General features: G+C 74.8%; 11 protein-coding genes and 1 riboswitch. Of the genes, 6 read left to right on the top strand and 5 right to left on the bottom strand.

The features are described from left to right. Positions 1-8: 8 nt before the first annotated feature. From ACIPSJ_RS04870 to ACIPSJ_RS04855, 4 genes are all read right to left on the bottom strand, one after another. Complete coding sequence (locus ACIPSJ_RS04870) at positions 9-1,475, bottom strand: FAD-dependent oxidoreductase (protein ID WP_401343432.1); 1,467 nt, start codon at positions 1,473-1,475, stop codon at positions 9-11. Beyond that, positions 1,468-2,697 carry an MAB_1171c family putative transporter gene (locus ACIPSJ_RS04865; RefSeq protein ID WP_401343429.1) on the bottom strand — a complete coding sequence of 410 codons (1,230 nt, stop codon included), beginning with the start codon at positions 2,695-2,697 and terminating at the stop codon, positions 1,468-1,470. The genes ACIPSJ_RS04870 and ACIPSJ_RS04865 overlap by 8 nt, the downstream gene beginning before the upstream one ends. A gap of 23 nt (positions 2,698-2,720) precedes the next feature. Further along, complete coding sequence (locus ACIPSJ_RS04860) at positions 2,721-3,293, bottom strand: hypothetical protein (protein WP_401343427.1); 573 nt, start codon at positions 3,291-3,293, stop codon at positions 2,721-2,723. A gap of 82 nt (positions 3,294-3,375) precedes the next feature. Next, positions 3,376-3,957, bottom strand: coding sequence for an XRE family transcriptional regulator (locus ACIPSJ_RS04855; protein WP_355712973.1), 582 nt, complete (start codon positions 3,955-3,957; stop codon positions 3,376-3,378). A 275-nt stretch (positions 3,958-4,232) separates the two neighbouring features. Between ACIPSJ_RS04855 and ACIPSJ_RS04850 the strand changes: the two genes are divergently transcribed. Further along, complete coding sequence (locus tag ACIPSJ_RS04850) at positions 4,233-5,276, top strand: hypothetical protein (protein ID WP_401343424.1); 1,044 nt, start codon at positions 4,233-4,235, stop codon at positions 5,274-5,276. Positions 5,277-5,471: 195 nt separating this feature from the next. Here the strand turns inward: ACIPSJ_RS04850 and ACIPSJ_RS04845 are convergent, their stop codons facing one another. Then, positions 5,472-6,125, bottom strand: a complete 654-nt coding sequence (locus ACIPSJ_RS04845; RefSeq protein ID WP_401343421.1) for a phosphotransferase family protein — start codon at positions 6,123-6,125, stop codon at positions 5,472-5,474. 55 nt (positions 6,126-6,180) lie between these two features. Continuing rightward, a riboswitch (cobalamin riboswitch) is annotated at positions 6,181-6,310 on the top strand. Between the two features lie 109 nt (positions 6,311-6,419). Here ACIPSJ_RS04845 and ACIPSJ_RS04840 point away from each other — a divergent pair. Genes ACIPSJ_RS04840 through ACIPSJ_RS04820 form a run of 5 tightly spaced genes read left to right on the top strand, consistent with a single transcriptional unit; the run spans position 6,420 to position 11,865 of the window. Next, the gene (locus ACIPSJ_RS04840) at positions 6,420-7,640 is read left to right on the top strand and encodes a prenyltransferase/squalene oxidase repeat-containing protein (protein WP_401343419.1); all 1,221 of its coding nucleotides are present in this window, start codon (positions 6,420-6,422) and stop codon (positions 7,638-7,640) included. Continuing rightward, positions 7,637-8,257, top strand: coding sequence for an SCO2322 family protein (locus tag ACIPSJ_RS04835; protein ID WP_401343416.1), 621 nt, complete (start codon positions 7,637-7,639; stop codon positions 8,255-8,257). Before ACIPSJ_RS04840 ends, ACIPSJ_RS04835 begins: the two co-directional genes overlap by 4 nt. Then, a complete protein-coding gene (locus ACIPSJ_RS04830; RefSeq protein WP_401343413.1) occupies positions 8,250-9,410 on the top strand; it encodes a CbiQ family ECF transporter T component in 1,161 nt (386 codons plus the stop codon). The genes ACIPSJ_RS04835 and ACIPSJ_RS04830 overlap by 8 nt, the downstream gene beginning before the upstream one ends. Next, positions 9,407-11,059: an ABC transporter ATP-binding protein gene (locus ACIPSJ_RS04825; protein ID WP_401343410.1), complete on the top strand. Its 1,653-nt coding sequence runs from the start codon at positions 9,407-9,409 to the stop codon at positions 11,057-11,059. The genes ACIPSJ_RS04830 and ACIPSJ_RS04825 overlap by 4 nt, the downstream gene beginning before the upstream one ends. Continuing rightward, complete coding sequence (locus ACIPSJ_RS04820; protein WP_401343407.1) at positions 11,056-11,865, top strand: ECF transporter S component; 810 nt, start codon at positions 11,056-11,058, stop codon at positions 11,863-11,865. Before ACIPSJ_RS04825 ends, ACIPSJ_RS04820 begins: the two co-directional genes overlap by 4 nt. The last annotated feature ends 277 nt before the right edge of the window (positions 11,866-12,142 follow it).

The following is a 12,142-nucleotide window of genomic DNA, read 5'->3' as shown; positions in this document are numbered from 1 at the left end:
CGCCCCCGTTACCTCTCCAGCCCCGCCGCCTCGCGCTCCGCGACCGAGAGCGGCACCTCCCCCAACGGCCCCTTGCGCCCGGCGAAGAAGATGTTCCACAGCATGTCGGGTGCGAACAGCCGCGTCGGCGGTGTCGTCAGGCTCATCACGTCGAGCAGCCCGTGCAGCGCGCGCGGGTTGCCCGAGCCCGCCGCCACCGCCTTGTCGACGTACGCCGTTAGCAGGCGTTCCACCGCCGTCGGCGGCTCCGGTGCCGCCCCCGGGTAGTACGCGTCCTGCCCCACCGCCAGATTCCACGCGTTGCCCACCGGCCGGGCCACCGCGCGCTGGATGCGGCGGGCGGTGCCCAGCGCACCCGCGTCCTGCCGGCCGAGCACCTCGCGGACCGCGATCGCGCTCTGCGCGGCGACCGAGAGGCCGTGGCCGTAGACCGGGTTGTAGCCGGCGACCGCGTCACCGACCACCGCGAACCCCTCCGGCCAGACGGGGACGTTCTCGTAGTAGCGGCGGCGGTTGGCCGTGCTGCGGGTGGTGACCGGGTCGGTCAGCGGCCGGGCGTTCGCGATCAGCCGGCCGATGATCGGGTCCTTGAGGCCGGTGAGCGCGAAGTGCTCGAACCCGGCGGGTTCGGCGGTCGGCTGGCCGCCGCGGGTGCCGCAGACGGTGACCAGCCAGCGGCCGCCCTCGATGGGGAGGAGGACCCCGCCGCGGCCCGGGGCGTTGCGCGGGTCGGCCTGGACGTTGACCACGGGGTAGCGGGGCAGGGCGGCGGTGGCGGGCGGAGCCTCGTAGACGCGGCTGGCATAGGCCACCCCTGCGTCCACGACGCGCTCCGTGACCGGCGGCAGGCCCAGTTCCGTCAGCCACTCGGGGGTCCGGGAGCCGCGGCCGCTGGCGTCGATGACGAGATCGGCGAGCAGGACGCCGTCCCGTCCGCCGGCACCGTCCTCACCGCCGCCATCGGAGTCGGTGCCGGTGCCGGAGACACGTATGCCGGACACCCGGTCCCGGTCGCCCACCAGCCCCGCCACCCGGGTGCCGTCCCGCAGTGTCACCCCCGGCCTGGCCAGCACCTCCGCCCGGACCACCGCGTCCAAGAGGTCCCGGCTGCATACGATCATGCTGTGCCGCGAGTCGGTGAACCGCCGGAACCACTGCCCCGTCGGCGCCTTGCTCACCAGGTCCTTCATCACGTCGACGAGTCCGGCGCCCCGGCGGACCAACTCGTCGGTGACGCCCGGGAGCAGGTCCTCCAGGGCCGCCACGCCGCCGGACCACAGGAGGTGCGCGTGCCGGGCCTGCGGCAGGCCCCTGCGGTGTTCGGGGCCCTCGGGCAGCCGGTCGGCCTCGACGACCGTGACCTCGTCGAAGCGGGTGGCGAGGACCGAGGCGGTGAGCAGTCCGGCGGTGCTGCCGCCGATGACGATCGCGGTGCGACGGCCCGCTGCGGTGGCTCGGTCGGGCATGTCAGGCATGGGTGCTGAGACCTTCTGTGGCGGCCGCCTGCCGGCGGAACGTTTCTATGACCGGTGCGTGGACCCGCAGCGCGTGCGCCACGGACTCCAGTTCGCTGTCGGGGACATCGGTGGGGGTGTCGTCGGCGTCGGCGTGGCCTTGGGCGGGGTGGCCTTGGGCGGGGTGGGCCGTGGCCGGGCCGTCGGCCACGGCCCGCGACGCGTCCACCGCCACCAGGATGTCGACCGCCGCCGCGATCCCGCGCGCGGCGGACCCGTCGTACCCCTCGGCCGTCGCCCGGCGCCGGATCCGCTCGCGCCGCTCCCCGCTGAGCCGGGGGGCGAGCCTGAGCAGGCCGTCGTTGATGGCCGCCCGGCGCAGTTCCAGCCGGAGTTCGGCGCCCGAGACCCGGCCGGTGGCCGGGGCGGGGGCCGCGCCGACGGTCAGCATCGCCCGCCACAGCGGCTCCAGTCGCCGGTGGGTGCGGCGCAGCCGCCGGTGTTCCTCGCAGAGCGGGCCTATCTGGCCGGCGAGGAAACCGACCGAGACCAGGAACGCCTCGGCGATGGCGAACGGCGGGGCGACGTACGTGGAGAGGTAGTCCCAGTCGTGGCCCGTCCAACGGGCGGCGACGGCGGCCGTCTTGGCGACGTCGAAGACGAACCCGAGCGCGTAGGCGACCTGGAGGCAGACCACGGCCCGGCGCAGCCAGGTCTCGGCGATCTCCTGGAACCAGGCCCACAGGATGCTCGCGGCGACCACGGCCGACACCATGTGCGCGAGGAGGTAGAGCAGCGTGTGCTCGCGCATCCAGGGGGTGTCGGCGTAGTACGTGTCGAGGTCGCGGAGCCGTTCCACGTGGTGGTCGCCGAGGGCGAAGGTCACCCAGAGGCCGACGATGGTCACGGCGTACGCGGCCCACACCAGGCGGGTCCTGCGGCGCCGGGCGGCGGACGGCGGTTCGCGCCAGGTGATGATCAGCCAGAGGCAGGCGCCGGAGTAGGCGGTCAGCAGCGAATAGACCCAGACACCGGCGAAGTTGGGCACACCGGTGAGCTCGTTGATGCGGTGCAGGTTGCCCGGCGGGAGCGAGGCGAAGACGATCGCGCCGATGCCGAGCAGCAGGGCGGTGGCCCGCAGGATCGGGTCCTGCCAGGCGCGTCTGAGCAGCGGCAGTTTGATCACGAAGGCCACGGCCATCAGCACGGCCGGGATCGCGTAGGCGGCGAAGGAACCCGCCATGTCCCAGTGCCGGCCACCGCCCATCACGGGCCGCCGATGTTGCCCAGCGAGGACGACAGCCGGTCGGTCAGGGTGTCCTGGGTGGTGCGGCCGGTCGCCGCGTACGGCCCGACCACCTTGCGGAACTTGGCGGCCAGCCGCAGCCCGCACTCCTCGGCCTCCCACTCGGCCTGCGCGGCGGGGGCGGCGGGCGAGCGGGTGGCCAGCGCGACGACCCGGTCCCAGGGGACGTCCTCGTTCGACCGGGCGAGCAGCCGGCGGGCGGCGGCGGGCGTGCCGTCCGGGTAGTGGACGTCCAGCGTGCCGTAGTGGATGTGGCCGATCTCGTGCCCGGCGATCACGAACTTGTGGGCGTCGGCGGCCCGTTCCTCGACGACGACGATGTACTCGTCGTCCGTGGCGAGGGTGATCCCGGAGACGTCGAGTCCCGGCGGGAAGGCGACGAACCTGAGCCGGACCGGGCGGTCCAGTGCCGGGCCGAGGGTGTCGCACAGCGCGTGCAGGAACGCCTCGGGTCCGGTCGGCGGTTCCAGCGTGCGGGCGGTGTCCCGGACGAGCCGGTCGAGGAACCGCTTGGGCGATCGTCTCGGGCTCATGCGTCGTCGTCCTCCCGGGTGGTCGGCGTCGTTCCTAAGGGCATGGGGTGTCCTCGAAGTCGTGAGTCGGCCTGCTCCGGGCTCAGTTGGCGGCGCCCTCGGAGGTGATGATCATCTCGGCCAGGTCGGCGAGGGTGGCGAGCTGCCGGGCGTTCATCTGCGGGGCACGGGCGGCCAGCCGGCCCAGTCCGCTCTCGCGCAGCCGGGACAGCGGGTCGGCCTGTGCCTCGTACCACTGGAGCACCGGCTGGAGCGCCTCGTGGAGCGCCTCGGGTTCGTCGGCGGTGAAGAAGCCGGGCGGCAGGCCGAAGAACCGCCGTAGCCGGTCGGTGTGTTCGAGGCTCGGCAGGCCGCTCTTGCGCCATTCGCTCAGCCACTGCCTGCTGGTGCCGGCGATCGCCGCCAGCTCCCCCAGCGAGTACCGCTTGCCGTCGGGCCGGCGCCGGTTCTCCCGGATGAAGTCCAGCCGCTGCCGCACCCGTTCGGCGAGCCCCGCCTCGGGCGCGGCCCGGCCGGCGAGCAGTTCGGCGACGGCTCCGACGGGGATCCCGGTGCGGTACGACAGTTCGGCGACGTCCAGCACCTCGGACAGCCGCCCGGGCCGTCCGGTCAGCTCCCCGAGCCGCTCCAGAACGCCGGTCAGCGGGGCATGGGCGTCACTCACCAAGATCCCCCTGAACACATGTCAACGACCGTTCGGCGTCGGCGGGTTGCCCGGCCGAGCAGACGCGAGGCTATCGAATCCTCGGTCCCGGCCACCAGACATGACAAGGACCACTGCGGAACAGGGCAGCAATCGTTGACATATGACGGTCCGACAGGAAAGGATCACCTCACCAGGCCACGGTCGAACCGACCCGCCCCGGGTGCCGCCGATGGGGGAGCGGCACCCGGGGCGACCAGCCGCCCCGCCTCCTCCCCAGAAGGTGAGGCGAACCGATGTCGCAGCCTGTCCTGCTCCTCGGGGCCGGTCGTCGGCGTGCGTACGACGAGTTCGTCCTGACGCGCGTCGCCGCGGCCCGCCCGGTGGTGCTGGTGGACCCCGCGCCGCCCGACTGGGCACGTCCGTGCCTGGCCGGTCAGCTCGCGGCGGACCCCGGCAAGGACGGGGCGACGGCATCGGCGGTGGTGCGGTTCGCGGCCCGGCACCGGGTCCGCGGCGTGCTGACCCACTCGGGCGAGTACGCGGTCGCCGCCGCCAGGATCGCCGGGCAGTTGGGGCTGCCCGGCCTCTCCCCCGCCACGGCCGCCGCCTGCGCCGACCCGGCCGCGCTGCGCGCGCTGCTGGCGGACCGCACGGTCCCGGTCGACGATCCGGGCGCCGGTCCGGGCGCGCCCCGGGTCTCGGCCGAGACGGTCGTCCTGGACGGCGAGATCCGCATCGCGGCCATCACCCGTACGACCCTGGGCCCGGCCCCCGCCCGGCAGCCGCTGCGGCATCTCGTGCACGCCCACGACGGCCTGCTGCACAACCGTTTCCTGCGGCTGGCCGTCGACCGCACCGTGCACGCCCTCGGTCTCACCCGGGGTGTCCTGCACATCGGGCTGACCCTCACCGACCGCGGCCCCCGGGTCACCGGCGTCACCCCGTACCTCCCGGGCGACCTGATCCCGCTCCTCGTCCGGCGGGCCACCGGTGTCGACCTCGCCCAGGCCGCCGCGGCGCTCGCCACCGGCGAGGTCCCGGACACCACGCCCACCCGGCAGCGGGCGGCCGCGATCCAGTTCGCCTACCCGGCCGCCACCGGCCGCCTCGACCACCTGGACCTCTCCCCCGACGCGGCCCAGGAACCCGGTGCCGACCGCATGATCCTCACCCAGGACACCGGCAGCCACGTCACCGAGGGCCGGCACGCCACCGCCGACGACCGGCTGGCCCTCTGGGTCGCGACCGCCGACACCCCCTCCGCCTGCGAGGACGCCCTCCGCCGCATGGCCCGCCACCTCACCGCCCACATCGCCCCGTTCGCCACGGCGGCCTAGCACCCGGCGCACGGCGGACGGCCGAGCACGCCCTCCCGACCGACGAGGCCGAAGCCAAACCGGCCGACGGTCCCATAGTTCGACCGGGCGACAGTCCCGCAGCCCGACCGGGCGACAGTCCCGCAGCCCGACCGGGCGACAGTCCCGCAGCTCGGTCCGGCGGCAGCCCCGGAACCGAGCCGGCCGGTCGCCGGTCTACAGCCCGGTCAGTCGCCGTATCAACTTCTCCGCCTCGCCCAGGAGTTCGACCTCCCGGTGGCTCATCGTCGGGTTGAGGGCGCGCCGTCGGAGTGCCTCCGTCAGGCCGGCCCCGGTGAGTTCGGAGGGGTCGGCGAGGAGGGCCGCGAGGAGGGGGTGGACGTCGGGCATCTCGCCGACGGCGACCTGGGCGAGGATCACCGCGGACATGGCCCAGTCGAGGCCGGGCGGGCCGTCCTCCGCGTTGGTCCAGTCGATGACCCGGGGACCGTCGGGGGTGAGCATCACGTTGTCGGGATGCAGGTCGAGGTGGAGCACGCGGGCGCCGGGGTCGGCCGGGTCCCGCCCGGGCACGGCGTGCAGCCGCCGCAGCAGCGAGGCGAGCAGCGCGCCGCCCTCCTCCGCGCCCATCTCCCCCGACAGCAGCACCGCCAGCATGGTCGGCCCCGCCAGCCGCTCCATGACCAGCTCGGTCCGGGACCCGGAGGGCCGCACCCGGGGCGCCGGGTACCCGTGCTCCCGTACGTACGTCATCACCGCGCCCTCGGCCGCCGCGTCCCCCCAGCCCTCCCGGTCCCGGCGCAGCACCCACGCCTCGTCGATCTCGTACACGTCGGCCGAGCGGCCCGAGCCGAGCAGTCTCCCCGTCATGGCATGACCATAACGAATCGGTCCTGCGCACAGCCCCCTCTCAGTTTCTTGTAGACGGCCGGTAAAGTAGCCGGGTCGTCATCACCCGTACGGGGGGAAGCCGGTGCAATTCCGGCGCTGACCCGCAACCGTGATCCGCCGTCGGCGGTGAGCCGGACTGCCCCGCCCGGGACGTTGATCGGCTCAGGTGCGCCGGTGTCCGCCGGCGCACGGCACCGTCGAGGTTCGCGGAGCCGAGCCGCCGGGGTGTCCCGTGCTGCCCGGCTCCCCCGCAGGGAGAGGCACCCGCCGACCATGAACGTCCTCCGCCGCAGCGCCGCGGTGCTGGCCGCCACCGCCGTCATCGGTGCCGCCACGCCCGCCACGGCCGCACTGGCCGCCGGCACCCCGTCCCCGTCCGCCTCGGCCGTGCTCCCGTCGGGCCTGTACGGCAGCGCGGACCCCACGTTCGACGGCGTCTGGCGCCAGTCGCTCGCCCTGCTCGCGCAGCGCACGGTCGGGGTGACCCCGGCCGCGAAGGCGGTGGACTGGCTGGCCGGGCAGCAGTGCGCGAGCGGCGCGTTCGCCGCGTTCCGCGCCGAGCCGACGGCGGCCTGCGACGCCAAGGTGACCGTCGACACCAACAGCACGGCCGCCGCCGTACAGGCGCTGACGGCCGTCGGCGGGCACGACGCCGCCGCCGGCAAGGCCGTGACCTGGCTGAAGTCGCAGCAGAACAAGGACGGCGGCTGGGGCTACGCCCCGGGCTCGCCCAGCGACACCAACTCCACCGGCGTGGTCGTCGGCGCGCTCGCGGCGGCCGGCGCGAGCGCGGACAAGTCGCCGTACGGCCTCCTCGCCACGTGGTCCATCCGGTGCGGCCAGGACGGTGGCGGCGGTCTCGCCTACCAGCCGGGCAAGGACGGCAAGCTGACCGCCAACGCGGACGCGACGGCCGCCGGGGTGCTCGGCGCCCTCGGCAAGGGCTTCGCGCCGACGGCCGGGAAGGCCCCGGCGGACGGCCACGTCTGCGCCGACTCCGACCAGGCCCTCACCCGGCAGGAGGTCGCCCGCAACGGCGCCGCGTACCTCGCCGACGCCGTCGACGAGAAGGGCCACCTGGTCTCCGTGCTCGCCGGCGCCAAGCCCCAGCCGGACTACGGCAACACCGCCGACGCGGTCGTCGCCATGGCCGCGCAGGGCGGGACGCGGACCGCGAAGAAGCCGTACGCCTGGCTGGAGGCGAACTCCGTGCGGTGGGCGAGGCAGAGCGGGCCCGCGGCCTACGCCGAACTGGTCTTCGCCGCCCACGCGATGGGCAAGGACCCGCGGAACTTCGGCGGTACGGACCTGGTGACGGCCCTCAACGCGACCGGGCCCGCCCCGGTGGCGGCCGCCACCAGGCACGCCGAGGAGAAGAACGACGGGAAGAAGTCGTCGGGCACGAATGTCTGGTGGATCGTCGGCACCGGTCTCGTCGCCGGGATCGGCATCGGCTTCCTGCTCAGCGGCCGCCGGAAGCAGCAGCAGCTGTGACCGCCGTCCGCCGTGCGGTGCTGCTGCTCGTGGCCGCGGTGGCGCTGTGCGCGGTCGCCGTTCCGGCGCAGGCCGTCGGGTACCGCTACTGGTCCTTCTGGGAGCGGGACGGCTCGCGCTGGACGTACGCCACCCAGGGGCCCTCCACGGCGCGGCCCGCCGACGGTTCCGTCGAGGGTTTCCGGTTCGCGGTGAGCGAGGACTCCGCGGACGCGTCGCAGCCGCGCGGGACGGCGGACTTCGGGAGCATCTGCGGCAGCACGGACGCGGTCGCGGGGAAGAAGCGGGTGGCGCTGGTCGTCGACTTCGGTACGACGGCCGACGCGCCGTCCGGGGAGCGCCCGCCCGCTCGCCGGACCGCGTGCGCGGTGGTGGCTGCGGACGCGACGACGGCGGAGGCGCTGGCGGCGGTGGCGAAGCCGCTGCGGTACGACGCGAACGCGTTGTTGTGTGCGATCGCCGGGTATCCCGGGAAGGGGTGCGGGGAGGCGATGACGGCGGACGGTACATCGGGCGGCGGTGGCGGGCCGTCGGTGGGGTTGCTGGCCGGGGCGGGAGTCGTCGTGGTTCTTGCCGCGGGGGCGTTCTGGCAGGCGCGGCGGCGGAAGAATGCGTGAACGCGGCAGTCGCTCGGCTGCGGGCGGGTGGGGGCTGGTCGCGCAGTTCCCCGCGCCCCTGACGGGGCGCCCCACCCCCCGGCACCCGTACCGCTCCCCCGTTCATCCCGGTGCCTGGTGGCTCTGGTCGCTCTCGCTCGGGGTCGCCGCGTCCCGTACCGCCAACCCCCTCCTCCTCGCCCTTCTCATCAGCGTGACCGCTTACGTCGTGGCCGTCTGCCGGAGCCGGTCCGCCCCGTGGGCCCGCTCCTACGCGGGCTTCGCCAAGCTGGCCCTCGCCGTTCTCCTCGTGCGTCTCGTGTTCACCGTCGTCCTCGGCTCGCCGATCCCCGGTTCGCACACGCTCGTCACCCTTCCCGAAGTCCCGCTCCCGCACTGGGCGCAGGGCATCCGGCTCGGCGGGCGGGTCACCGCCGAGGGGGTGGTCTTCTCGTTGTACGACGGGCTGCGGATCGCCACGCTGCTGATCTGCGTCGGGGCGGCGAACGCGCTCGCCAGTCCGGCGCGGCTGCTGAAGTCGCTGCCCGGGGCCCTGTACGAGCTGGGCGTGGCCGTGGTCGTCGCGCTCACGTTCGCGCCGAACCTGATCGCCGACGGCCGACGGCTGCGGGCGGCGCGCAGGCTGCGGGGCCGTCCCGATTCGGGGGTCCGCGGGCTGCTGCAGGTCGGACTCCCGGTGCTGGAGGGCGCGTTGGAGCGGTCGGTCGCCCTGGCCGCCGCGATGGACGCGCGGGGATACGGCCGCAGCGCGGACGTCCCCGCCGGGGTGCGGCGTACGACGGCCGCGCTCACCCTCGGCGGTCTGCTGGGCGTCTGCGCGGGGACGTACGGGCTGCTGGCGGCGGACGGCGGCGGCTACGGGGTGCCCGTGCTGCTCGCCGGGGTGGTCGCCGCGCTGGCGGGGCTGCGGCTCGGCGGCCGGCGTTCGATGCGGACGCGGTACCGGCCGGATCCGTGGGACGCGCGGGCCTGGCTGGTGTCGGGGGCGGGGGCGGCCGTCGCCGCGCTGATCGCCGTGGCCGCCGTACGCGATCCGGACGGGCTGCGTCCCGGGGTCGTACCGCTGGTCGCCCCCACGCTTCCGCTGTGGCCGGCGGCCGCCGTGCTGCTGGGTCTGCTGCCCGCGTTCGTCGTGCCGAAGGAGCCGTCGTGATCCGTTTCGAGGATGTCTCGGTGACGTACGAGGGCGCGGCCGGGCCCGCCGTCCGGGGCGTCGACCTCGAAGTGCCGGAAGGCGAACTCGTGCTGCTGGTGGGGCCGTCGGGCACCGGGAAGTCGACGGTGCTGGGCGCCGTGAGCGGGCTGGTGCCGCACTTCACCGGGGGCACTCTGCGGGGCCGGGTGACGGTCGCGGGGCGCGACACCCGTACCCACAGGCCGCGCGAACTCGCCGATGTGGTCGGCACGGTGGGGCAGGATCCGCTCGCGCACTTCGTGACCGACACGGTGGAGGAGGAACTCGCCTACGGGATGGAGTCGTTGGGGATCGCCCCGGCCGTGATGCGGCGGCGGGTGGAGGAGACCCTCGATCTGCTCGGGCTGGCCGAGCTGCGGGGCCGGTCGATCGCCACGCTGTCGGGCGGGCAGCGGCAGCGGGTCGCGATCGGGTCGGTGCTCACTCCGCACCCCCGGGTCCTGGTCCTCGACGAACCGACCTCCGCGCTCGACCCGGCCGCCGCCGAGGAGGTGCTGGCCGTCCTCCAGCGGCTGGTGCACGACCTGGGGACCACGGTCTTCATGGCCGAGCACCGGCTGGAGCGGGTGGTGCAGTACGCCGACCGGGTCGTGCTGCTCCCGGCGCCCGGGGCGGCGCCGGTGTGCGGGACGCCCGCCGAGGTGATGGCCGTCTCGCCGGTGTGTCCGCCGGTGGTGGAGCTGGGGCGGCTGGCGGGGTGGTCGCCGCTGCCGATGACCGTGCGGGACGCCCGGCGGCAGGCGGGCGGGCTGCGCGAGCGCCTCGCCGAGCGCACACCGACACCGACACCGGCAGCGGCTTCGGTATCGGCATCGGTATCGGCATCGGCGCCGCAGGGTCGGGCGTCCCGCGCCGACGCCCTCGCCGAGGTCCGCTCGCTCGCCGTCCGCCGGGACCGGGTGGATGCCCTGCGGCACGTCGATCTCACGGTCGCGCCCGGCGAGACCGTGGCCCTCATGGGCCGCAACGGCGCCGGGAAGTCCACGCTGCTGAGCGCCCTGGTCGGACTGGTGGCGCCGGGCTCCGGCACGGTCCGGGTCGGTGGCGCGGTGCCGCATCGGACGCGCCCGCGTGACCTCGTACGCCTGGTCGGACTGGTCCCGCAGGAGCCCCGGGACCTGCTGTACGCCGACACGGTGGGCGCCGAGTGCGCGGCCGCCGACCGGGACGCGGGGGCGGCGCCCGGGACCTGCCGCGGTCTGGTGTCCGGCCTGCTTCCCGGGGTCGCGGACGGCACCCACCCCCGTGATCTGAGCGAGGGGCAGCGGCTGGCGCTCGCGCTGGCCGTCGTCCTGACCGCCCGGCCGCCGCTGCTCCTGCTCGACGAGCCGACCCGGGGGCTGGACTACGCGGCGAAGGCCCGGCTGGTGGACGTGGTGCGCGGGCTCGCGGCGGACGGGCACGCGATCGTGCTGGCCACGCACGACGTGGAGCTGGCCGCCGAGCTCGCGCACCGGGTGGTGCTGCTCGCGGAGGGGGAGGTGATCGCGGACGGGCCGACGGACGAGATCGTCGTCTCCTCGCCGTCCTTCGCCCCGCAGGTGACGAAGATCCTCGCGCCGCAGCGGTGGCTCACGGCGGCCCAGGTGAGGGAGGCGCTGGCATGACGGACCCGGTGCGGCTCGGTCCCCGCTCGCTCGCGGCGCTGCTCCTGGTCAGCGCGGTCGGTGTGGTCGCGATCGGCTGGCCCTTCCTCGCCCCGCCCTCCTCCCGGATCGCCTCGCACGCCCAGGACGCGCCCTGGCTCTTCGCGGGTCTGCTGGTGCTGCTGGTCACCGTGCTCGGGGCGACGATCTCCGAGTCGGGGCTCGGCCCGAAGGCGGTGGCCATGCTCGGCGTGCTGGCCGCGACCGGGGCGGCGCTGCGGCCGATCGGCGCGGGCACCGCCGGGATCGAGCCGATGTTCTTCCTGATGGTGCTGAGCGGGCGGGTGCTCGGGCCTGGCTTCGGGTTCACCCTCGGCTCGCTCACGATGTTCGCGTCCGCGCTGCTCACGGGCGGGGTGGGGCCGTGGCTGCCGTTCCAGATGCTGGCGATGGGCTGGTTCACGATGGGGGCCGGGCTGCTGCCGGGCGCCGGACGGCTGCGCGGGCGGGCGGAGCTGGTGCTGCTGGCGGTCTACGGCTTCGTCGCCGCCTTCGCGTACGGCATGACCGTGGACCTGGCGGGCTGGCCGCTGCTGAGCGGTACCGCCTCGAACATCGCCTTCGACCCGGACGCCGGGCCCGCCGCCAACCTGGCCCGGTTCCTCGCCTACAGCCTGGCCACCGCCATGGGCTGGAACCTGGGCCGGGCCCTGTGCACGGTCGTCCTCACCCTGGTGCTCGGTCCGGCGCTGCTGCGGGCGCTGCGGCGGGCGACCCGCAGGGCCGCGTTCGAGACCGCGGTCACATTCGACGGCCCCGGGGCGTGACGCGTCGTACGCGCGCGGTGAGGCGACCGGTGAAGCACCCCACATGACGCAGGTCACCTACGACCCGGAGTAGTAGCCAGACTTCTCCCATATATCCGATTCGCCAGGCCCTCTGACCTGCACATTGAGAGCCACGCCACACAACGGACCATCGGCGCCTATGCGACCACCACTAGTAAAAGGGGTGATTGCGGGCAAGGTTCCGGGCTGCTTGTCTGGACGACGTCGCCAGGCGCCACGAGCCCACAGCGGGCCGCGGCGCCGACGCATACGGACA

The sequence above is a fragment of the Streptomyces sp. NPDC090088 genome (assembly GCF_044747345.1).
Taxonomy (GTDB): domain Bacteria; phylum Actinomycetota; class Actinomycetes; order Streptomycetales; family Streptomycetaceae; genus Streptomyces.
This window is presented reverse-complemented; position numbering and strand designations above follow the sequence as displayed.